The sequence below is a fragment of the Sulfitobacter sp. DSM 110093 genome, from assembly GCF_022788715.1.
Lineage (GTDB): Bacteria > Pseudomonadota > Alphaproteobacteria > Rhodobacterales > Rhodobacteraceae > Sulfitobacter.
Window position 1 is genome coordinate 2,766,444 of sequence record NZ_CP085167.1, and the last position, 21,310, is coordinate 2,787,753.

18 protein-coding genes and 1 pseudogene are annotated in these 21,310 nt (G+C 56.4%); 8 read left to right on the plus strand and 11 right to left on the minus strand.

Annotated elements, in window-relative coordinates; genetic code table 11:
* Positions 1–8 precede the first annotated feature (8 nt).
* The 3 genes from DSM110093_RS13550 to DSM110093_RS13560 are packed head-to-tail and all read left to right on the plus strand — an operon-like array spanning position 9 to position 2,871.
* Positions 9–512, plus strand: a complete 504-nt coding sequence (locus DSM110093_RS13550; protein ID WP_243265581.1) for a TRAP transporter small permease — start codon at positions 9–11, stop codon at positions 510–512.
* A 17-nt stretch (positions 513–529) separates the two neighbouring features.
* The gene (locus DSM110093_RS13555; protein WP_243265582.1) at positions 530–1,810 is read left to right on the plus strand and encodes a TRAP transporter large permease; all 1,281 of its coding nucleotides are present in this window, start codon (positions 530–532) and stop codon (positions 1,808–1,810) included.
* A 44-nt stretch (positions 1,811–1,854) separates the two neighbouring features.
* Positions 1,855–2,871 (plus strand): proline racemase family protein, encoded by a 1,017-nt coding sequence (locus DSM110093_RS13560; RefSeq protein WP_243265583.1) that lies wholly within the window; start codon positions 1,855–1,857, stop codon positions 2,869–2,871.
* Between the two features lie 308 nt (positions 2,872–3,179).
* Here the strand turns inward: DSM110093_RS13560 and DSM110093_RS13565 are convergent, their stop codons facing one another.
* From DSM110093_RS13565 to DSM110093_RS13575, 3 genes are all read right to left on the minus strand, one after another.
* The gene (locus DSM110093_RS13565; RefSeq protein WP_243265584.1) at positions 3,180–3,875 is read right to left on the minus strand and encodes a YoaK family protein; all 696 of its coding nucleotides are present in this window, start codon (positions 3,873–3,875) and stop codon (positions 3,180–3,182) included.
* A 771-nt stretch (positions 3,876–4,646) separates the two neighbouring features.
* Entirely contained in the window at positions 4,647–6,287 is a 1,641-nt protein-coding gene (locus DSM110093_RS13570; protein WP_243265585.1) for a sodium:proline symporter, read from the minus strand.
* Between the two features lie 767 nt (positions 6,288–7,054).
* Positions 7,055–7,519: an Lrp/AsnC family transcriptional regulator gene (locus tag DSM110093_RS13575; protein WP_243265586.1), complete on the minus strand. Its 465-nt coding sequence runs from the start codon at positions 7,517–7,519 to the stop codon at positions 7,055–7,057.
* 126 nt (positions 7,520–7,645) lie between these two features.
* Here DSM110093_RS13575 and DSM110093_RS13580 point away from each other — a divergent pair, with 126 nt between their 5' ends.
* A complete protein-coding gene (locus tag DSM110093_RS13580) occupies positions 7,646–8,491 on the plus strand; it encodes a PhzF family phenazine biosynthesis protein (protein WP_243265587.1) in 846 nt (281 codons plus the stop codon).
* 376 nt (positions 8,492–8,867) lie between these two features.
* Here DSM110093_RS13580 and DSM110093_RS13585 read toward each other — a convergent pair whose 3' ends face one another.
* From DSM110093_RS13585 to DSM110093_RS13605, 5 genes are all read right to left on the minus strand, one after another.
* Positions 8,868–9,980 carry a zinc-binding dehydrogenase gene (locus tag DSM110093_RS13585; RefSeq protein ID WP_243265588.1) on the minus strand — a complete coding sequence of 371 codons (1,113 nt, stop codon included), beginning with the start codon at positions 9,978–9,980 and terminating at the stop codon, positions 8,868–8,870.
* 616 nt (positions 9,981–10,596) lie between these two features.
* Positions 10,597–11,940, minus strand: a complete 1,344-nt coding sequence (locus DSM110093_RS13590; protein ID WP_243265589.1) for a potassium transporter TrkG — start codon at positions 11,938–11,940, stop codon at positions 10,597–10,599.
* Positions 11,941–11,942: 2 nt separating this feature from the next.
* Entirely contained in the window at positions 11,943–12,623 is a 681-nt protein-coding gene (locus DSM110093_RS13595; protein WP_243267726.1) for a TrkA family potassium uptake protein, read from the minus strand.
* Between the two features lie 152 nt (positions 12,624–12,775).
* Positions 12,776–13,714: a dienelactone hydrolase gene (locus tag DSM110093_RS13600; protein WP_243265590.1), complete on the minus strand. Its 939-nt coding sequence runs from the start codon at positions 13,712–13,714 to the stop codon at positions 12,776–12,778.
* Between the two features lie 40 nt (positions 13,715–13,754).
* The gene (locus DSM110093_RS13605; protein ID WP_243265591.1) at positions 13,755–14,513 is read right to left on the minus strand and encodes an SDR family NAD(P)-dependent oxidoreductase; all 759 of its coding nucleotides are present in this window, start codon (positions 14,511–14,513) and stop codon (positions 13,755–13,757) included.
* Positions 14,514–14,609: 96 nt separating this feature from the next.
* On the opposite strand from DSM110093_RS13605, the gene DSM110093_RS13610 reads away from it, so the two are divergent.
* Together DSM110093_RS13610 and DSM110093_RS13615 are read left to right on the plus strand one after the other, a co-directional pair.
* Complete coding sequence (locus DSM110093_RS13610) at positions 14,610–15,521, plus strand: AraC family transcriptional regulator (RefSeq protein WP_243265592.1); 912 nt, start codon at positions 14,610–14,612, stop codon at positions 15,519–15,521.
* Positions 15,522–15,949: 428 nt separating this feature from the next.
* Positions 15,950–16,393, plus strand: a complete 444-nt coding sequence (locus tag DSM110093_RS13615) for an NUDIX hydrolase (protein WP_243265593.1) — start codon at positions 15,950–15,952, stop codon at positions 16,391–16,393.
* Positions 16,394–16,693: 300 nt separating this feature from the next.
* Here DSM110093_RS13615 and DSM110093_RS13620 read toward each other — a convergent pair whose 3' ends face one another.
* Positions 16,694–17,125 (minus strand): glyoxalase superfamily protein, encoded by a 432-nt coding sequence (locus DSM110093_RS13620; protein WP_243265594.1) that lies wholly within the window; start codon positions 17,123–17,125, stop codon positions 16,694–16,696.
* Positions 17,122–18,513, minus strand: coding sequence for an MATE family efflux transporter (locus DSM110093_RS13625; RefSeq protein ID WP_243265595.1), 1,392 nt, complete (start codon positions 18,511–18,513; stop codon positions 17,122–17,124). The genes DSM110093_RS13620 and DSM110093_RS13625 overlap by 4 nt, the downstream gene beginning before the upstream one ends.
* A 372-nt stretch (positions 18,514–18,885) precedes the next feature.
* Here DSM110093_RS13625 and DSM110093_RS13630 point away from each other — a divergent pair.
* Positions 18,886–19,517, plus strand: a pseudogene (locus DSM110093_RS13630) (tyrosine-type recombinase/integrase).
* 222 nt (positions 19,518–19,739) lie between these two features.
* Here the strand turns inward: DSM110093_RS13630 and DSM110093_RS13635 are convergent.
* Positions 19,740–20,615 carry a LysR substrate-binding domain-containing protein gene (locus DSM110093_RS13635; RefSeq protein WP_243265596.1) on the minus strand — a complete coding sequence of 292 codons (876 nt, stop codon included), beginning with the start codon at positions 20,613–20,615 and terminating at the stop codon, positions 19,740–19,742.
* A 113-nt stretch (positions 20,616–20,728) separates the two neighbouring features.
* On the opposite strand from DSM110093_RS13635, the gene DSM110093_RS13640 reads away from it, so the two are divergent.
* The gene (locus DSM110093_RS13640; protein ID WP_243265597.1) at positions 20,729–21,307 is read left to right on the plus strand and encodes an NAD(P)H-dependent oxidoreductase; all 579 of its coding nucleotides are present in this window, start codon (positions 20,729–20,731) and stop codon (positions 21,305–21,307) included.
* Positions 21,308–21,310: the final 3 nt, after the last annotated feature.

A 21,310-nucleotide genomic window follows, 5' to 3' on the forward strand; every position in this document is an offset into this window, starting at 1 on the left:
AGATAGCCATGATCAACCGCATACTCGAAGCGATCATCTCAGCCCTGCTGCTTGCGGCCGTCGGTGTGGCGTTTCTGGCGGTAATCTACCGCTATCTCCTCGACAACGCGCTCAGCTGGAGCTTTGAGGTTTCGCTGGCGCTGCTGACCTATATTACCTTTTTAGGCAGCTATTTGGCGCTGCGCCGGGGTGCGCATTTGAAGGTCGATGTCCTCGTGCGCAAGCTGCCCTTCTGGGTGCAAGGCGTTCTTTACGTCGTCAACCAGGTACTCATCGGTGGCGTGGGCTGGATCATGGCTTGGTACGGTGGGCGGCAGGTTATCCGCTTTGCAGGCCAAACTACCAATGTGTTGGAAATCTCCAGTAGCTGGCTCTACGCAGCGATCCCCATTGCAGGCGCGCTGATCTGCCTTGATGCGCTGATACAGATTGCCCGCAGCCTGCCGCGCATCCGTCAGGGGCTTGACCCCGACAGCCGCCAAGACGCCGACAACAGCCCTTTCGATCTTTGACCCGAGGATAATTGACCATGGAACTGCTTTTAATCCTCTGCATCCTGTTGGGGTTGATCGGCATCGGCCTGCCCATCGCATTTGCGTTGGTTTGCATCGCCATCGGCATCTTCTGGATGGGAGACATCGACCAGTTGATCGTCGCCCAGCGTCTTTACCGCGGGGTGCAAAGTTTCCCATTGCTTGCGGTGCCCCTTTTCATCCTTGCCGGTCAAATCATGAGCCGTTCTGGCATCTCTGGTCATCTAATCGAATTTGCTAAGACCCTCGTTGGTCAAATGCGCGGCGGGCTGGCGGCGGTTAATGTTGTCACCTCAATGTTCTTTGCTGGGATGAGCGGCACCTCAATGTCCGACACTGCCGCCGTGGGCGGGATGATCATCGACCCGATGATTAAGCGCGGCTACAGCCGCCCCTTCACCGCGGCCGTAACTGCCGCCTCGTCCACCATTGGTATCATCATTCCGCCCAGCGTGCCCATGGTCATTCTGGGGGCCTATCTTGGCATCTCCACTGGCGCGCTTTTTGCTGCGGGGCTGATGGCGGGCGTGCTGCTGGGCGTGGCTCTGATCATTGTAGCATGGATCATCTCGGTGCGCGAAGGCTACCCAGTTGAGGCACCTTTCAGCGGCAAACGCATGGTGGTTGCCTTTGGCAAAGCGCTTCCCGCGCTGCTAATGCCGACCATCATCCTTGGGGGCATTCTGGGGGGTATCTTTACCCCGACTGAAGCCTCTGCCGTGGCTGTTGTTTATGGCATCTTTGTTGGCATGTTCTACTACCGTACCCTCAAGCTGCGTGTACTCTATCAAACCTTCTGCGAAGCCGCAGTTCTATCCGGCGCAGTGATGCTGGTGACTGCAACTGCGCATGTCATGGGCTTTGCCTTCACGTTTGAACAATTGGCTGACAGCATTCTCGCGCCGCTCGCACAGATGGACATGTCACCCATTCTGTTCCTCATCATGCTGAGCGCGATCATGATCATCGCGGGCACCTTTTTGGACGGGATTGCGATGATCTTCATCATCGTGCCACTGTTCCTTCCCGCTGTAAAACTACTGGGGATTGACCCAATCCACTTTGGCATGGTCGTTGTCCTTTGCTGGGGCATCGGCCAACAGACGCCGCCAGTTGGGGCCGCGCTGTTTATCACCAGCGTCATCGCGAAGGTCGATATCTTGACCCTAACCCGGGCGAACCTGCCCTTTATCGCGGTGATGTTCCTTGTTCTGGGTGCCGTGATCGCCTTCCCCGATCAACTTGTGCTGCTGATCCCGCGCGCGCTCGGACTCTAACACTTTTTCACTTTTCAAGAAAAACCACAGGAGGACTCTGTCCAATGATGACCAATAACCGTTTCGTCGATGTGATCTATACACATACCGATGGTGAACCCACCTGCATCATCCATGGGGGCATCCCCTATCCCCACGGGCTGAGCGTCACCGAAAAACGTCAGTTTATCCGAGACAACTATAACTTTGTGCGAACCGCCCTTCTGCGTGAGCCACGTGGCCACCACGATATGGTCGGCGTCTTCGTCACGCCCCCATCCAGCCCCGACTATGATGCCGGTATGCTTTGGTGCGACGGCGATGACTTCATGGAGATGTGTGGTCACGGCACAATCGCACTGTCCATGGCACTTGTCTCTCACGGGCTGGTGCATGACGCGGGCGGCGATGTGACGAAAATCCGTTTTGAAACACCGGCGGGTGACGTGACCTCTGAAGTTGGCCGCGAAAACGGTCAAATCGCTTGGACCAAATTCCAAAACGTTCCTGCCTTTGTTCTGGAACAAGATGTGCCGATCACCCTGCCGGGCTATGGCGAATTGAAGGCTGACATCACCTTTGGTGGCAACTTCTTTGCTGTCGTTAAATGGCCAGACGGGGAACGCCCGATCGGCCCCCAGAACGGCAAGCTGCTGTCTGAGATGGGTGTAATGGTGAAAGATCAGATCAACGCCAAGATGAAGATTCAGCACCCGACTGAGAAGCATATTCAGGGACTGAACTTCACTACCTTCTGGCAAGAGCCTGACCACGCGGACAGCCTTTACCGCAACGTGCATGTCTTCAGCGACGGTAAGCTTGATCGCTCGCCCGGCGGCACAGGCACTTCGATGATGATGGCAATGTTCGAAGCGCGTGGGCAGATGAAGATCGGTCAAACCATCAAATCCGAAGGCCTGCTGGGACAGGGGCGCTTTGAAGGCCAGCTTTTGGGCGAAACCATGCTGGGGAACCAACGCGCCGTAATCCCTACGGTTAAGGGCACTGCCAAAGTTATCGGCTATGCCAAATGGTTGATCGATGAAACCGACCCTGTCGGCCGCGGTTTTACCATCACCTAAAGGCATAGTCGTGACGGTTGGCCGCCGCAGCTTACGTGGCGGCCTACTGTTTCATAGCGTGTGGGAAAGTCTCCATACTCGCCATGAGATTTACGTCACTTCACAGATAGTTGCGCAACACATTCGGCGCAGAGCCGCCTCTCGCCAATGTGTCCGATGCCGCACCGCAGCTTCCCCAGACCGGCCATCCGTGCGCCGCGCAGCATTTTGCCGTCGGAATCGTCAGTCAGTGGGACAGGCCATCGCTGCGCATACACCCATGTCCGGTTAGGTGAAGCATTCAACATACGGACGGTTTTGAACGGTGTTCAGGAGCGGTGTGCTCTAAGAGTTTCTGGCACTGCGATGAGCAGCAAGAGGGCTGCGGCGAGCGCAAATACCCAATTCCCGAAAATCTGAAAAGACAGCGCACCACAAAAACCGCCGAAGGCAAAACTGGCGAGGGTCAAGCCGTGCAGCCGGAGATTTGACGCGGCGTCTGACCTTGATCTCTCACCCCCGACAAGCGCCGCCAGCCCGATGCCAATATCAGTTGCCATTCCAGACACATGGGTGGTGCGGACGCGCGCCCGTGAAATCATCGTCGTTACCGCGTTTTGAAGGCCCATAACGAAGCTGAGGACAATGACCAGAAATGTCTCTGTTTCAGCGGCCGATGACATGGCAAGTGCAGTGCCGAACAGAAGAAGAATGATGGCCTCGCCAGCAATTGCCAAAGCGTAGACCGAAGGGAGCTGTCGTTTGCGTCCGGCCTGGATGGCAAGAGCGGCTATGCTTGCACCACAGATGAAGGCAACGACCAGCCCCAAGAAGGAAAGTGCCAGCGGGATCGCGCCATTCGCGATGTGCTCGGCAAATTCCGAGATGTTTCCTGTCATGTTTGCCGTGAATGATCCGGCAATAAGGAACCCGACGGCGTTCAAGGCACCAGCAATTGAAGAAAGTAACCCCGCCAGAACCAGATCAATATTTGAGGTGCGGGCATCGCCAACATTGATGAGCATCATAATTCCAAAAGGTTAGGCTCTTAGAATGCCATTCCACCCGTATCCATGCAACTGTCGGTCAAGACTGAAAATTTCGCCGTATGACTGTAGCACGTCAGCGAGTGGAAGAACTTAGATCAATGCGGCGCTCCGCACAACAGCATGATCTTTGCGCCTCAGCCCCTTATCACTCGATACGGGCGGCCCAAAGCGGCCTTCCATCCAGCACGCCGATGCCGCGCCGCAGCTTCCCCAGACTGGCCATTCGTCCATGGCGCGGCATTTTCGGAGGATGAAGGTCGACAGAGCAGGCATAGCTGCGGTTTGTTGACTTCGCAGCAGTGACGGCCTTCTGAAGCTGCGTGGTGATCGAAGACCAGCCCGCCTAAGTTTCCGCTTGTTCGGCGTCACGCTTCGGCGATTTAGAACACTGCGCGCAATTGAAGATATCGAGATTCGTCTTCTGGCGCGTGTACGTCGAAAATTTTTGTTGATGCCAGAAAACCCCTCGCGACAGCATCATATTGTACCATCGTGAGGGGTAACGAGGCTAAGAAAGAAACCTTGCAGATTTAGGAGCGGCGCACCTTCTTGATAGCTGCTGCGGGCTTAGAGGGAAGGGCCGCAGAGCCGAAGAAAAGTGCTATATAATGCTTTTCCCATCGCGGCTGGCTTTGCGCCACTCCTTCCAAAAGGCACGCAGCAAGAAGAATAGCACGGCCGCAACAATGACCGGAAAAATCAGTACATAGATCGTCAGAAAAGTCGGAGACATTGGTCTTCCTTTCGTTAAACGGTGGGTGTTGCGGTGTCGAAATTACCGGTCTTGGCACTGATGCGGTCGAAATCGAACCGCTCACGTCCGGACCAGGACAGTGCCACACAAAGGATCATGCTGACGGCGTAAGCCAAGAGCGACGCGGTCAACACCGGGTATTGGTGCAAAAAACCGACCCCAAAGGGAAGTACCACTATGGATGCGATCAACCCGGCCGCGATGCCGGCGGTACGACCGAGGAAGCCAAAAATCATCAGTCCCGCAATCACACCGACACCAATGACGGCCAGAAGGTCTGTTGCAAATGCCGTTGCCCCCTCCAATGCGATCCAGCCAAAGCGAACAGGGAAGAAGGCTGCGAGTGCCGCAATAACTGAGATGGAGAAAGCCTTGTTTGTGACTTTATCCCAATAAAAGCTGGCGATCACAGGAAAAACCAATGCCCCCCAAATCGCGCCAACCAATACTAAAAGCTCCAGAATGTTGAACTTGCTTGAAGCAAAGAACAGCGCAGCAAGCGTTGCCGTGATCATAGTAATTCGGCCCACCAACAGCAAAAGCCGTGGGTTTGCATTGCCATTTTGCGCTATATTACGCCCATAGATATCGGTCATCACGATCGAAGACATCGCTGCCAGATCCGAGTCCGCAGTGGATGCAAGTGAGCCAATGACCATCACAAAAAAGACGCACAGCAGCACCGGGCCAAGATACATGGATGCAAGCTGCGGGATCAGGTTGTTGGTATCGCCGTCCATCGGCTCAACCCCGAGATAAAGTGCCAGCACACCAAGGATACCGACACCGATCACAGTGGCCCCATAGCCGATTGTCGCGGTCACAAAGGTCTGGCGGATTTTGTCTTCCCTCACCGCAAAAAGACGCTGGGCGATAGTCTGGTTGCCGATGGCATATGCCAGAACCGCCGCGATGTAGGGCGCGCCTTGGTTGAAGAATGCGTCAGAGGAAAAGAAGCTCTGCTGCGAGGGCGTGAGGTTGACCGCACCGGTTGAGAAAATCTCAGGCCCGCCTGCCGCGAAAAACACTGCTGGAACGATGATAACAACAGCGCCTAACATGGCGCAGACTTGAATGAAGTCGGTCAGGATCGAAGCCCGCACCCCGGACCATAGCGTATAGAGCAGCACACCGGTGCCGATCATTAAAATACCTGCGCTAAAGGAAACGGGCGAGAGCATTGCAATCAGCGCACCACCTGCGATGAAGTTGGACGTAAGGCTCAACAGGCTGCCCAGCAAATTGGACCCCGCAAGTATCAACTGGCTGGATCGGCCGTGGCGCGCGTGCAGAATTTCAGCCAGAGTATGCGCGTTTGGCGCGATACTGCGAATACGGCGCCCGAAAGGATAGATGAAAAGGATCATCAGCGCACCCCAGAGACCATAGTGGATAGGTCCCGAGATGCCATATGTGTAGCCTGACGTGGCCGAGGCATAAAGCGATGCGGCCCAGATCCAGGTGGCAGTCATAGAGGCCGCGGAGATGCCGAAACCAACCTCATTGCCCGCAGTCATGTAGTTATCAGCGTTCTCACGCTTGCGCCCAATGGTAAGCGATAAAAGAAATGTTCCGCCGAAGAAAAAGAGGATCAGAAAGAGTATAAGCGGTGTTCCAAGGGTGTTGAGTTGCATAAGTCCTTGCCATGTTGTTGTCGCAAGCGGTCACCGGCGTTGCCGAGCACGACATCGCTTAAGGTATTGCCACGGGCCGCGGCTTGTTCGGGGTCGGTGCTTTCGACACCTCCGTGCTGCTTGGATGGCGGCACGGCGCGCGTAGGGAGTTGCGCTCATCTCAGCCTCCACTGGGCGAGATCGGACGCTTCTTAACCTGTACACTTTCGGGATACAAACCGGTTAACTGACCACCCTTATCGGGAAAAAAAGGCCGCGCGGGCAATGCTGTGCTTATTGTCCATCATACCGATCCTCGCACCGTAACCAATAACGGGGAGCCTGCTGGGCGACACAGATGCCAATGCTCAGCTACGAGATCACAGAAGGCAGCTCGTATTGGCCGCACAACCGTAGTTGCACTCGATTTAGATCAGACCTTTAGTTCCCGTGCAGAGAAAGTCCGGTATCCGTCCTTTCTCCAAGAGGTCTTCTCAACTGAAACGGAAACTGTGCGTCCGCAGCGAACGGCAACAAAGTCCGCACAGCAGACCTCAGTGCGCGACGCAGCGAATGACCGCAATCCACCCAAGGTGTCAGTCGACACGAACGGCCCTAACCGGACATTGACCGGCCCCGACGATGCCGCGTCGCAGCTTTCCTAAAGCGGCCATTGGCAATGGAACGCAGCATTTTAATGGGGCGGTGACTGCTAAGCGGACCTTGGAGACCTTCGGTGCAAGTGCGCGAATGTCGGGTTCAATGAACCCGTTTAACAAACAGCGATTTTAAGGAGCCTGTATTTTAGGTGATAGACCGGGCATCCGGTTGCGCAAAAGTGACGACTTGACGATTGATGTATGCGTTTCGGCTCGCTCATGAAGCGGCAGCAGGACATCGTCAAGTTCCGCGACGCTCACCAAGGCTAAGCGAGCGATGAAGCAGTCGTCACCGGTCACTCGGTCACAGGATGTAAAACGTGGCTCATTCTGGATTATCTGCTCGACGTTATGAAGCTGTCTTGAACGTGGTTTGATACGGACAATGGCCTCCAGCGTATAGCCAAGGGCCTTTGCATCTACACATACCGTAAACCCCTCGACCACCCCATCCGATTGTAAGCGCCGCAAGCGCTCACCGACTGCTGGTCCAGAGAGACCGACGCCTTTTCCAATTTCGGCCAAGCTCGCTCGTCCGTCATGTTCAAAGGGGGAGATGATTCCCCGGTCAATTTCATCAATAGCTTTCGTCATAGTGGTTGAATACGCTAATAGACTGCCGATGTGATCGCATAATGCTGATAATACTTACGGTATCGCCGGGACGTCATGGGTTGGGAACATGCATATTCTGACCATAACCAAAATGGAGAACCAAACATGAATATTCAGCGCATTGCAGCCTTCAGTGCTAACGGCAAAGGCGGCAACCCTGCCGGGGTCGTTCTGCTCGACAACGCCGCACCCGAAGCGGATATGCAAAAGGTGGCAGCCGAGGTCGGATACTCTGAAACAGTCTTTGCCGTTCCCGTAGAAGGGACAGATCGGTCGTGGCGCGTCCGTTATTTTTCGCCAGAGTCGGAAGTATCGTTCTGTGGGCACGCGACCATTGCGCTCGGGGCCGCCCTTGGACAGCGCAATGGTCCGGGAACCTATAATCTGGATTTGAACAACGCTTCGATCACGGTCGATGCTGCGACATCGGCTGAAGGCATGGCGGCAATGCTGGCGTCGCCGCCAACCGAAAGCCGTGCGATAACTGACGATGAGTCAATGAATGCGATGGCACTGCTTGGCCTGACCTCGGACGATTTGGACATGCGCCTGCCACCAGCGCACATTCATGGCGGTGCCGATCACTTGGTGTTTGCGCTTCGTGATCGCGCCCGGCTAACCGCAATGGCTTACGATCTTGATGAGGGGCGGGACATGATGCGGCGGCACAAACTCGTGACAATCATGCTCGTTCACATCGAGGGGGATCGCGCCTTTTCAGTCCGCAATGCATTTGCATCCGGGGGTGTTTTGGAAGACCCCGCTACTGGCGCAGCGGCAGCGGCATTTGCCGGTTATCTGCGGGATCGCAAGTGGCCACATGGCGGGCAATTCACGATCCGGCAGGGCGAAGATATGGGAGCGCCGTCAATCATCGAGGTTGAGTTTGACAGTGAGGTCGGATCGTCGATCCGTGTCTCGGGCAACGCACACTCGATGCAGCCAGCTTAGTAGTTATCTGCGCAACGCGCCGCTGCGTGTTGCGTGACGACCATGGAGAGTGCAAAAAATACATTTAGTAAGATTTTCTATCGTTTTTCCTATTTTCTATAAAAAGTAGTGTGATGATCTGGCCGTGGTTTGCGATGTTATGCAATAACAAGGTCAGAAGTTTTGGCGATTATGCATTTTATGTGTCGTCCCCCCCCGTAGCTTTCCGACCCTCCTGCATCTCGCACAATGCGCAGAAAACCACTCCGGTAGCTCACGACTGGTGCTTGTATGGCCTTGCTTCGCCGATATATGGTACCGTTCAGCTGCACCGCAGTAGTAGGTAATCTAGGAAAGCAGGCGCTGCTCATGATGAGCCGCGCCTCTTCAATATTTTTTAGGCCCAGGGCGTCACCAGGTATTTTTCGCCTGTCTTCATAGCGCGGTAGTCCATAACGGCATCCTTCTTCAGCATGCCTTCCAATGAAACACGTGATTTGTAGGTGCTGGCAAAAGTGGTAGTAAGATTGTCCCGTACACGCTTCCGCATACGACCCATAGTCTCCTGTCCAACGGACTGCAAAAAGGGGAACAATAGCCAACCCGACAGGGTCCATCCGAACCCGTAGGACGGTGTTAGCAAAGTTGGGCTGGTATCAAGGCGACCGTAGATAAACATTCGTTTCTGTTGGTTGGAGCCATAGCGAGAGTATTCGGTCATCTGCTCGATCGCGACACGTTCCATCGCCTTAAACGACATATCGACATGCTTGCCACCACCAACAGGGTCAAAGCCATAGAACGCACCTGTTTCACGGATGGCATCGCTCAGTCGATCCATAAAACCATCGTCCGATGAATTAACAACATGCGTCGCCCCAAGCTCCTTCAGGAGGTCAACCTGTTCATCCTTGCGCACGATGTTTACCAGCCCAAGTCCGTCCTCTTTACAGATACGCGTCAGCATCTGCCCAAGGTTTGACGCTCCCACCGTATGGAGAATGGCGTCCTGTCCATCGGCTTTGGCGTTTTCGACAAATCCAAGCGCAGTCATCGGATTGACGAAAGCACTTGCACCTTCTTCGGCTGAATGATCGCCCAGAGGCAAACACATGGATGCGTCGGCGAGACAATATTGACTGTAGGCGTTGCCTGGCACGCAAGACACCCGCTGCCCGACAAGTGCTTGCGCTGCGTCGCTTTCACCAGCTTCGATTACAGTGCCGGCCCCTTCGTTGCCAGCGGGCAGCTTCATTCCGTGGCGCGCCTTAGATCCAGCATTTGCAGCCTCTGGCATCTTGGCCACAAATTTGCCTTGTGTATATTCGGCGTTTCCGACGTCTGCTCCGCCAACCAGAATGGCAAGGTCTGACGGGTTGATCGGCGCAGCTTCCATTTTGACCAAAACCTGATTGCCGGTGGGAGCATCAAAGGTCACATCTTCAATCGCAACGGTCAGCGTGCCGTCGGCCTCGAGCGTAGTGAACAACTGTTTTCCAGTAGTCGTCATAATCAGGTCTCCTTATAAATCGATAATGAAGGGATCTCGGGTATCCCATTATTATCTGATGTCACCACAAATACTTATAGTCACGGGATACTTGTATAGTAACCTATCCATGCCCTGTCAGCTTAGGGGCGTGCCGGATACAAAATATCGCCATGCAGTAAGTGCTGAGAGAGCGATAGACATGATAGTGGTGTGGTGCCAAAACGATCATGCTATGCCCCACGTCGGTTGCTCGCAGCCGAAGTCCGGCCCCCGTGCTGGGTCGTCAGTCCCGATGACATTTACCGATCTTCTCAGCTGCCTGCGCGGCAGCTCATCGACCGAAGCCTGTGTTGAAGATAGGATCAACTGGCGGAACAGCCCCACCCCCCGACGAACTCGCCATATGAGCGCGGCCAGACTGGGGGCTTTTCCATTACTCTGGCGGATTGAAATGATTTGTGAAACTTGATGTTAAGCATGCCGGACTCCCGTAGCAACTGAATGCTTTCTGCCTGCCGTAGCTCGCCGGTTTAGGCTCCATTGCGCTGTATCGGTACAGAGAGCTTACCCTTGCTGCGTATCGTTCCAAGGTCCGCAATGCGGACGAAGCGGTCCTTCGACCTGTGTCGCTTGGCTACCCAAGATATATTTGCCCTGCGGGGTACTTTACCCGCGGCGCGCTGCGGGTCGCGAGGAAAAAACCGATGGCCAGAGGGCCAACCCGACCGATGAACATCATCGCCATAATGATTGCCCTGCCGATACCATCAAGCTCTCCGGTCGTCCCGCGCGACAGACCCACTGTGCCGAATGCCGATGTGACCTCGAACGCGAGGTCGATGAATTCACCGTCGTGATTGATCAACGTGACAAAAATGCCCGTTAGTACCAGAAGCATTGAAATGGTCGTGAGAGCGAGGACCTTCATGACTTCGTCGACACCCAAAGATCGCCCAAAGGCGTGCAATGTTGTTTGACGCCTGAAGAAAGCGACAGTGGCGAGCAACAACACGCAGAGTGTCGTCACTTTGATCCCTCCTGCAGTCGAGGTGCTGCCACCGCCAACCAACATGAGAGTCATCGTCAACATGGTCGTGCTGTCATGCATTCCGCCGGTGTCGATCGTATTGAACCCGGCCGTGCGCGGCGTGACCCCCTGAAACCAACTTGCCCATAGTTTTTCGCCAGTGCTCAACGGGCCCAAGGTGTTGGGGTTCGTCCATTCAAGAAGTCCGAACATGATGCTCCCCCAGGCAATCAGAATGCCGGTTCCGAGCAGCATCAGTTTGGAATGCAGCGTAAGTTTGCGCCACTGGCGTTTCTGATAGATATCCCCCACGACAATGAACCCGAGCCCTCCCAGAATGAAGATGACAGGGATCACAATGTTGACGATCGGGTGGCCTACCCATTGAGAGAGGCTGTCGGGATAAAGCGCAAAACCCGCGTTATTGAAGGCCGAAATAGAATGAAAAACCGCCTGCCATATGCCATGCCAGCCGAACTCAGGAACAAAGACCAGGGCAAGCAAGGCGGCCCCGATCACCTCGCAGACCAGGGCGATGATAAAGATGATGCGCGCAAGATAGGTCAGGTTTGACAGCGATGTCTGGTTCAGGTCTTCGCGCAGGATCAGGCGTTGTGGCATACCTACCGGAATGCCGAGCGCCCCGAGCAAGAGCACCGCAAAAGTCATCAAGCCTAACCCGCCGAGCTGAATGAGCGCGGCAATGACAGCCTGCCCAAAGCCCGTAAAAGCAGCACCCGTGTCAGCAAGCACAAGCCCTGTTACGGTCACGGCAGAGGTTGATGTAAACAGTGCTTCGCCCAGTCCGATTTCACCGTGATGTGAGATCGGCAGCCAGAGCAGCAGCGCACCCACGATGATGAAGGCGAGGTAAAAGAGCACCAGAACCGCGGGGGGAGGCATCCGCAAGGTCGCGAACCGCTTCACCAGTTTCGAGGGCCGAAATACCATGGTTAGAGGCTAGCTGCGAAGTTGCGCAGGTCTTTTCGTTGGCCGAGCAATAGCAGAAGGTCGTGCCGCTCCAGTTGGCATCCTGTCGCATCTTGCCCTACGTAATCGGTTCCCCGCATGACCCCGATGCAACGCAGATTGAATTTATCGCCATGCGGCAGGTCTTTCAGGCTCTTGCCTTCAAGGCTTTCAGGGATACGAAAATTGACAACGTGGTAGCCGTTGCCCAGGCTGACATAGTCACGCACCAGCGGGTTGTGCAAAACCTGCGCGATGTGTTGACCGACCTCAACTTCCGGATGAATGATCCTGTCGACACCAAGTTTGCTCAGAATTCGGTGATGCGTTTTGGTCGTGGCTTTGGCCCAAACAACCGGAACCCCGACAAGTTTGAGGTTGATCGCCGCAAGGATACTGGCCTCCAGATCGTCGCCCATGGCAACTACGGCCACATCACAATCACCAAAGCCCGCTTCCCGCAAAGCCGCATCATCGCGTGCATCCACAATCATGGCCTGAGAGAGTGTATCGGCAAGGGTTATGACGCGTGCTTCGGATATGTCGACCCCGACGACGTGATTGCCGAATCGCTGCAACTCCTTTGCGACGGTGCTGCCAAAATTGCCGAGCCCGACGACACCAAAAGTTCGGTTAGCAGTATTTTTCATGTCTGAACTCACGATCTTTGATCATAGATGGGGAACCTTGCCGCGGCGCAGCAATTTGTCAACATGGGCTCATTCCTGCCATTCGCCGCGGTCGCGCACCCAAACAGCGCTCAGGTTTGAAGGTCAAAGGTCGCCTCTGCGGACAAAGCCGCCGCTGAAATTCATCCCTATTTTGAAATTATTTCCGCAATGGATGCCGCACTTTCCCTGAGTGCGGACTGGCTTTGTGTCCAGGCGGCGGGCTCTATCGCAAAGGTGCTCCTAAACCAGGCCAGCGTCAGCCGCCGCGTGGCCTCCAGCGCGTCTGGGTCTTCTGCTTCAGTTTCGCGCGCGTCCCATCCCGCGATGCCGCCCAGGCCGTGGCCGACGCCGTTGATCGTCAGCAGAGCCTCGGCGCCGGGGGCGTCGTGGAACGGATCGGCGTGCCATTCCGGGCCGCGCGGCGTAAAATGCGGGTCGTCATCGGCACCGCAAACCACGAGGGTTGGTGTGTTGATCCCGCTAAAATCCACATCGAAGAACGGAAACCGCGCGGCGTTTTCGGGGGTCAGGTCCGCACCGCCCCGGCCCGGAGAGGCCAACAGGATGCCCGCACGGATGCGCGGGTCGGAAAAGTCTTCATCCTGCGGGCGCGCGCCAAGCAGCAGGCTGCAGGTGAACCCGCCAAAGGAATGCCCGGCTACCGCAATCCGGTCATGGTCCAGCCGCCCGGCTACGGCTGGTGCCTGTCCCTCGACCTCGGTCAGCTGGTCGAGGATGGCGCGCATTTCCGCCACCCGCTCGCGCCAGAAGAAAGGTCCATCGGGCAGATCGGGGCCAAGCCCGCCAACCCGGGAGCTGGCCTGGGTCGGCTGGATGACGGCGACACCCCGTTCGGCCCAGAACTGCGCAATCGGGGCATAGCCGTCCTTGGAGGAGATGTAGTTCGAGGGGCCGAAGCCATGCGACAGGATCACGATGGGCAGGTCCTCCCCGGCAGCAGGTGCTGTCAGACGCAGCTCAAGCTGCTGGCGGCCGGGCATCGGCAGCTGGATCGGCGTATAGGCGACGGTGATCTCAGACTCTGGTGTCGGCAGGGCGCGGGAGAGAGTGATAAGTCTGTTCATGGGGTGTTTCCGTTTGAGAGTAAAATCAGCATCGGACGCGTCACGCCGTGGCAAGGCCTGCTTCGCGCGCCCAGGTTTCTGCGTCCGTGCCTGCGGGCAGCTTCATCGGCGCCGTCTCGTCCGTAACGGCGCGCCAGACAGCCTGCGCGACATCGCGCGCCTCGGTCTTCTCGGTCGCGAACTGGAGGCTCTGGAAATAGGCCTGCACGAAGGGGCCATAGGCCTCTGGCACATCCATGCCCATCCGCGCCACGGCATTGCGTCCGAAGGATGTAGACGGCGCGCTGCCGGGCAGAACCAGCCGGGCACGTATGCCGAATTCGTTGACCTCAAGCGCGAAGCTTTCGGTAAAGGCATTCAGCGCGGCCTTGCTGGCGCTATAGATCGACAGGGCGGGCAGCGGGCGCAGCGTCACGCTGGAACTTACGTTGACCACGACGCCACTGCGGCGCGCGCGCATCGCAGGCATCACGGCGCGGGTCATCGCCATGGCACCCAGAACGTTGGTCTCGAACAGCTCACGGGCCCGGGCGATGTCAGCACCTTCCAGCACGTTGAGCATGCCGACACCGGCGTTGTTCACAAGCGCGTCGATCTGCCCTGCCGCTTCGATCGCGGCCGCGATGCTTGCGGCGTTGGTAACGTCCAGGGCCAGCACCTGCAGGCGGTCGGACTCCGGCAGCCCTTCCGCAGAAGGACTGCGCATCGTGGCGATGACGTCCCAGCCCTGATCGAGGAACTGCGCTGCGATGGCCTGACCGAAACCAGAGGAACAACCGGTGATGAGGATACGGGGCATATGAAATCTCCTTGTCTTGCCTTAACAAAGATAGACGGCGGGAATTGGTCCATCTATATTCAAGTATCCGCAATCCTCCATAGATCGTCCAAACTCATGCTCGACAGCCCCTCGGATCCCCTTTCCAGTGTCGTGACCCTGCTCAAGCCTGCGGTCTCCATCTCTAAGATGGTGTCAGCCGGTGGCCAGTGGCTGGTGAAACGTCACGACGTGGCCAGCCCCTTTTACTGCGCGATGGTCGAAGGGCAGTGCCGGTTGCACGTCACCGGGCGCGATCCGGTCACGCTGAGGACTGGTGATTTCGTGCTGATCCCGCACCTGCAGGGATTTACCATGTCCAGCGAGGTGCCCCCGCCGCCCCATGTGCCCCGCCTGCCGCTTGAAACCGGTCCCGGGCAGTTCCGGCTTGGCGCGGCGGAGGCCCCTGTCGATGTGCGCGCCCTCGTCGGGCATTGCCGCTTTGACACGCCGGCCCGGGGCCTTCTGGTGTCTCTGCTGCCGGAGATGATTCATGTCTCGGGTCAGGATCGTTTGACGGCCCTGGTGCCGGTGATCCACGAGGAAACCCGCGCAGACCGTCCGGGGCGCGGGATGATCCTCGAGCGATTGCTGGAGGTCCTTCTGATCGAGGCTCTACGCTCTGACCCGGCGACGACCCTGCCGCCGGGGTTGCTGCGCGGCCTGTCGGATCCACAGCTTTCGGGTGCATTGCAACGGATCCACGCCGAGACGAGCGGCCCCCTGTCCGTTTCGGAAATGGCAAAGGCGGCGGGTATGTCGCGCTCCGGCTTTTTCGAGCGGTTCCGCAGGCAGGTTGGCCGCGCGCCGATGGAATACGCCACCGAGTGGCGCATGGCCGTGGCCAAGACCTTGCTGCGGCAGGGTGGGCTGACCAATGCCGAGATCGCGCTGCAGGTCGGTTACGGGTCCGCCAGCGCCTTTGGACTGGCCTTCCTCCGCCACGAGGGTCTGTCGCCTGGTGCTTTTTCAAATAAGGACAGACCGTAAAATTGAAAGGGGATCCGGATGTGCGTCGACAATCAGTAGGCAACGTCGAATTTGGGCTCATTCTGTTGAAAAACTCCTTGCTGTAACTGCAAATTTCTGAAATGTGGGAAACCGTTCTCCGACGGACTGATTGCGCCGCGTGACGCCGTCGAAATTTGAGTAGGTCGGAATGTTGTTCTCCCAAATTTGACCCCAACGCGCTGTATAAGAGTTTTTCAACACAATCGGCTCGTTCCTGCCATTCGCTGCGGTCGCCCACCCAAACGGCGCTAAGGCTTGCAGGTCAAGGTCGCCTCTGCGGGATGGAGCGGATGTTTGACGGTGCTGCCTTTCAACTTGCTGGCGTGCTACTGGCTGATAAACACAATGAAGATAGAGGGCTTTCCTATACGCCAGCTCAAGTAATCAATCGTTAGGTGCCACATCCTATGACCCGACCAGTTGTCGCCACAATTGCTGCATTGTTCAAGCGGGGCCATGTTTTGCTGGTAAGACGAGCGAACCCGCCTGATGCTGGTAGATGGGGCTTTCCAGGCGGAAAAGTAGACCTCGGAGAGTCACTTGAGGACGCAGCAGTTCGTGAGCTGGCGGAAGAGACTGGGATACAGGCAACGGCGAAGCAGGTTTTTACAGCGGTTGATGCTTTCGACCATGATGAGAGCGGTGTCTTGCGCCACCACTACGTTCTCGTAGCCGTCCTTTGCTCTTGGGTTTCGGGGAAACCACTTGCCGGCGACGATGCCCTCGAAGCACGCTGGTTCCCGATAGAGCAGCTGGGATCTGCGGATCTTGCTCTTAGTCTTGATGTCGAAAAAGTTGCCAAGCTAGGCGCGCAAATTCACTCCAATCGTGCATTCGAGCTTGGTTTCTGACCGTCCGGTAAGGGCTGATTCTGTTGAAAAACTATTTGCTGCAACTGCAAATTTCTAAAAAGTGGGAGGCTGCTCTCCGACAAGCTACTTGCGCCCCGAGGTGCCGCCGAAATTCCCATAGTTTGGAATTTTTTTCTTCCGAATTTGGCTTCAGCGCGCTGTACGAGAGTTTTTCAACACAATCGGCTCGAAGAAGACGTTAGCTGCAACGAGCACTGAGGTCTGCTTGTGCGGACAGAGCTGCCGTTGGCTTCAATCGCGCCATCGGCCGCTTACGGGTTTGAGAACTGGAATTCACTTTCACCATAGATCAATCTGAAGATGCGCCTGCCCGTCGCTTGTCCGTTCGATCGAATGCCCTTTGGGGCCAATGACACCACGAATGCGCGAGCGGAAATTTGAGAAGCCATCGAATGTGACAACGTCTACGGCTTCATCCAAGTCCAGCTCCAACCGGAACCACTCTGGTTTCAGGGTCGAAATAGAGACCACATGCCCCGTGAACGGTTGCGACAGATACGTTCCGCTGACTTTGTCACCGATGGCCCGGCCCTTGAGGGGCGCGTTGCCGATGGCGGCAACCATCGTGTTCCAATCGCTGAAGCCGTGCTGGTGGGCGACCAGTTCGAGGGACTTGGCATGGCCAATTGATGTCCCGTCCTCGGCCATTTTTGCCCGCAAACGCTTTGCTTGATCCTTGGCTTTCGCAGCGGATGGAAGTTGCGGGTTCATAGAGCTTCTCCTTCTTTGTTGTGGAAAATACCCCATTTCAAGCTTTGGTCCTGTGCGGCGAGCCTGAGCACTACAGCCGTCAAACCCAATAGCATGACTTCGGCCAATGGGCCCGCAATCCAGATGCCTATTTCACCGAACCAGACGGGCAACAAGAACGTCAATGGGATCGCAAATGCATAGGTTTTTGTGAGCCCCAGCAGAGCGGCCTTGCTCGCGGAGCCAATCGCTTGGAAATAGGTCGCGATCATCATCAACGGCCCCACCAGAAGGAAGACGCTGGCCATGACGGGGAGGATACGTGACACCTCGTCAATGACTGCGACATCCTCCACGAATGCGCTGGCGATCCGGCTCGGCATGCTCATCACGACGATCTGCACCACTGCGCAATAGATAAACGCGACCCAAAGGGCCATGCGCAGGCTCGCATCCGACCTATGCAAGAGGGCGGCGCCATAGTTGTTGCCCGTGACGGTTTGCATCGCGAAGGACAGACCCAAGAGCGGCAGGAAGGTGAATGTGATGACCCGCGTGATAATGCCATATGCCGTGATCGTGTCGGCATAGCCCGGTCGGCCGACCCATTGCAGCGCGGTGATAATCGCCGCCGACCCAAGCGCAAGCCCGATGAAATTCAGGCTTTGGGGTGCGCCCAGGGCGAGGATTCGCCCCCATTTTCCGCACATGGAATGGGACAGCAGGGTCGCAGGACGCAGCGACGTTTCGCCGAACAAACGGAACGCAAGAATGACCGCAAACGCGAATGCTTGAGCCGTCGCTGTCCCATAGGCTGACCCAGCAACGCCCATGTCCAAAATGGCGATCAGCACATAATTAAACCCTATGTTTGCAAGCGACACCAGCAGGCTCATTGCGGCCATAAAGCCCACGCGCCCTTCATTCCGCAGTGCGTCAGAATTGACCGATAACACGAACAACAGTGGAGAGAAGAACACCGTGATCCGAAGGTAGACCAATCCCATCTGCGCCAAACTCTCTGACCCGCCAGCGGCGAGCAATGCAACAGGCTGGCCCAATAGGAGGAACAACACGATCAGGACCGCGCCCAATCCCACGGCCAGCCCATGTGCGCCTGCAAACGTCGCACGCGCACCGTCTATGTCGCCCGCGCCGAGGGACCGGGCCAGAAGGCTCGACATGCCGTTGGCAACAAGCGTGGAGAGCGCCACAATCATCATGTAAATCGGGAACATCAACGTAACCGCTGCCAGCGCATCAGGCCCGACGTAAATACCCAAAAACAACGCATCTGCAACGGACAGCAGCCCGTTCATCCCCATCACGAAAATGATCGGCAGCGCAGTCTTAAGGTAGATTGTGCCAAGCGGCCCATCGGTGAATGTATTGGTGGGAGTATCACTCATATCCCATATCTCTCTTGCCTGATCGCGCAGTTTGAGATGGGACCCGCATTACCATCCGCGCGATATGCGGAAAGAGGTCGATAGAGAATTACGTCGCAGAACTTAACCAAGACAAACGTCAGCGGGAGGCAGGCGTCTACAGCCTGAATGCTGGCTAATCCGAAAATTTTCCGCGGTCAAGCGGTTTAGGAACATCCCATTCTGCGAAAGCCGACCTTCGCCGCGCAGCAAGAAATCGGTAAAGTTGGGCTGTTTTTCCACAGAATCGGGCTCGAAGCGGACCTCGGCTGCGTTGCAGCATCCTGTGATATGTAGGTTCGGTCAACGTGGGGTTGTCGATGTGGGAGGGCATGGTGGATCGGAGGATCAGTCATGGAAACACCAAACTTACCTGCCATTCGCGCGCTACGCCCCGCTTGGAACAAGGGCGGCATAGTCGGTCAAAAACGCCCATTGAAGCCAAAGCACGTGTGGGCAATCAGGGTTAGGCTTGAGCTTGCCGAGAAACACCGCGATCTCGCGCTGTTCAATCTGGCCATCGACAGCAAATTGCGCGGCTGCGACTTGTCAAAATGAAAGTGGTCGATGTCATGGCATCCGGTCAGATCAAAGAGAGGGCGTCAGTGTTACAAAGTAAAACCCAGAAACCGGTGCGCTTCGAGATCTCCGAAGGGACCAGAGCTTCGCTCACGAAGTGGATGGAAGATCCGCTGATGGTCGGGTCCGAGTATCTCTGGCCTGGCCGCTTCCACGAGCGTTTGCACATCTCAACCCGCCAGTATGCTCGGATCGTTCGGGACTGGGTTTCCTCGATTGGCTTGGAAGTGACGGCATATGGAACCCATTCAATGCGACGCACGAAAGTTACCCAAATATACAAGAAGACTGGAAACTTGCGGGCGGTTCAGCTGCTGTTGGGTCATACCAAGATGGACAGCACGGTGCGCTATCTCGGCGTAGAGTTGGAAGATGCCCTCGCTATCGCTGAAGCCATTGAAATCTAAACAATTGGGCCGTCTTCACGGACGTCCCATAGCGGACCTTGCCGGCTTCCGCAACGAGAGGCCGCTCTGTGTCCAACTTGTCGGAAGCAGAATGAATGCGACATAGTCAGTTCATGGATCGAAACAGCCTGTAGCAATATGATTATGATTAAAAATGTGTCGCCATTTGGGGGCGCGGAAGGCACGATACCACATATGCGGACGTTCATGCCAACCTTGGTTTCAAACCAGAAAAATCTCTCTGATCGCGGCAATCACATGCTGAACCCCGCGATTGTTCGATTGGCGCGTGTGGCTGGCCAGATGCAAGGGAAAGCCACTGACCTTAACCGGCGGTTCAAAGCTGGTCAAAAGCGGATGCGCGTTTTGATCAAACCCGTGTTTGGGCAACATCGCGATATGATCTGTGTGCGCCAACAGCGACGGGACAAGTTGGAAGGACGGCACAACCGCACCGACACGGCGCGACCGCCCTATCGCCGCAAGCTGAGCATCCAGAGGTGATTGCGTCCCTCCTGTTCCGGACATCAAGACGTGCGGGAACGCCAGCCATGCATCCAGATCAAACGCCTGTGCGGCAGGATGATCGCGCCGCATCGCAACAACATATGTCTCGTTAAACAATGTGGTCTGTTCGATGCCCTCAATCTGGTGCCCAAAGACCGAAACGGCAATGTCTGTTTCGCCACTCAGCAAATCACGCGCCGCTGCCGTGCTGCCGTTCCAAGGTTGGAAAATAGGAGTCACGCCCGGGGCGGTGGATTGTAATGCGGTCAGAAGCGGCCCCGCGATCAAAAATGCTGGGTCGTCTGCCATGGTGAGCCGCACGGTTTGACGCAAGGTATGCAAAGGGGTTTCCGGCGGATCGAGAAGGTCATTCAGCTCGCCCAGAACGGATTTAAGCGGCCCCCGCAGAGCGTCTGCCCGGGCGGTCCGCCGCATTGCACCGCGTCCGCGCTCAAGCAACGGGTCGTCAAACAGATCACGGCACCTTTGCAGCGCATTCGATACGGCGGGTTGAGAGAGGTTCAACCGATGTGCGGCGCGGCTCACATGAGCTTCGTCCAATAGCGCATCCAGCACCACCAGTAGGTTCAAGTCGATCGATCTTAAATTCATAGGGTCAATAATAGACTATATCTTATATCAGTTGGAGTTATTTGTTTCGCGGATCTACGTCTTGGCCAAAAGAACTCGAAAGGACTGCGAGAATGAGCAAGACACTGCTACTTATGTTCCACCGCGATATCGAAAAATCCGTCGCCAATGCGGCTTTTCTTCGCGCGGCGCACGCCATTGAAGACGTGACCGCTATCGATGTCCAAGCACGCTATCCCGATGGGCACATCGACCTGTTCACGGATGCCGCAGCCGATGCCCAACTGCTGCTTGGGGCCGACCGGATTGTGCTACAGTTTCCCGTGCAATGGTATGCGACGCCGTCCATTTTGAAGGCTTGGCAAGACGCCGTGCTGACGCGGATGTACTATGTCTTTCCACAAGACGAGGGCGAGCGCCTTGCAGGGACGCCGTTGATGGTTGCCGCGACGCTTGGCAACGTGGCCGAAGCCTATACACGGTCGGGGCAAAATTACTATTCGGTCGACGAAATTTTCACCCCTTTGAAAGCGATGGCGCATCGCTGTGGCCTGCCATGGCATGCGCCACATCTGACGTTTTCAGCGGACAAGCTCGATGACGCCGCATTGGCAGCCGCAGCCCAGAGCTACACCCGTGCGCTTCAAGCATTCATCACGACCCCACGGGTTGCGCAGACGGCAGAGGTCTGAGCG

Excerpts from the sequence above, each read along its gene's own strand:
- DSM110093_RS13575 (WP_243265586.1), bottom strand. The coding sequence starts at position 7,519 with ATGACGAAAGCTATTGATGAAATTGACCGGGGAATCATCTCCCCCTTT.
- DSM110093_RS13610 (WP_243265592.1), top strand. The coding sequence starts at position 14,610 with ATGCTCGACAGCCCCTCGGATCCCCTTTCCAGTGTCGTGACCCTGCTC.
- DSM110093_RS13590 (WP_243265589.1), bottom strand. The coding sequence starts at position 11,940 with ATGGTATTTCGGCCCTCGAAACTGGTGAAGCGGTTCGCGACCTTGCGG.
- DSM110093_RS13555 (WP_243265582.1), top strand. The coding sequence starts at position 530 with ATGGAACTGCTTTTAATCCTCTGCATCCTGTTGGGGTTGATCGGCATC.
- DSM110093_RS13565 (WP_243265584.1), bottom strand. The coding sequence starts at position 3,875 with ATGCTCATCAATGTTGGCGATGCCCGCACCTCAAATATTGATCTGGTT.
- DSM110093_RS13550 (WP_243265581.1), top strand. The coding sequence starts at position 9 with ATGATCAACCGCATACTCGAAGCGATCATCTCAGCCCTGCTGCTTGCG.
- DSM110093_RS13620 (WP_243265594.1), bottom strand. The coding sequence starts at position 17,125 with ATGAACCCGCAACTTCCATCCGCTGCGAAAGCCAAGGATCAAGCAAAG.
- DSM110093_RS13580 (WP_243265587.1), top strand. The coding sequence starts at position 7,646 with ATGAATATTCAGCGCATTGCAGCCTTCAGTGCTAACGGCAAAGGCGGC.
- DSM110093_RS13600 (WP_243265590.1), bottom strand. The coding sequence starts at position 13,714 with ATGAACAGACTTATCACTCTCTCCCGCGCCCTGCCGACACCAGAGTCT.
- DSM110093_RS13640 (WP_243265597.1), top strand. The coding sequence starts at position 20,729 with ATGAGCAAGACACTGCTACTTATGTTCCACCGCGATATCGAAAAATCC.
- DSM110093_RS13605 (WP_243265591.1), bottom strand. The coding sequence starts at position 14,513 with ATGCCCCGTATCCTCATCACCGGTTGTTCCTCTGGTTTCGGTCAGGCC.
- DSM110093_RS13625 (WP_243265595.1), bottom strand. The coding sequence starts at position 18,513 with ATGAGTGATACTCCCACCAATACATTCACCGATGGGCCGCTTGGCACA.
- DSM110093_RS13570 (WP_243265585.1), bottom strand. The coding sequence starts at position 6,287 with ATGCAACTCAACACCCTTGGAACACCGCTTATACTCTTTCTGATCCTC.
- DSM110093_RS13585 (WP_243265588.1), bottom strand. The coding sequence starts at position 9,980 with ATGACGACTACTGGAAAACAGTTGTTCACTACGCTCGAGGCCGACGGC.
- DSM110093_RS13560 (WP_243265583.1), top strand. The coding sequence starts at position 1,855 with ATGATGACCAATAACCGTTTCGTCGATGTGATCTATACACATACCGAT.
- DSM110093_RS13615 (WP_243265593.1), top strand. The coding sequence starts at position 15,950 with ATGACCCGACCAGTTGTCGCCACAATTGCTGCATTGTTCAAGCGGGGC.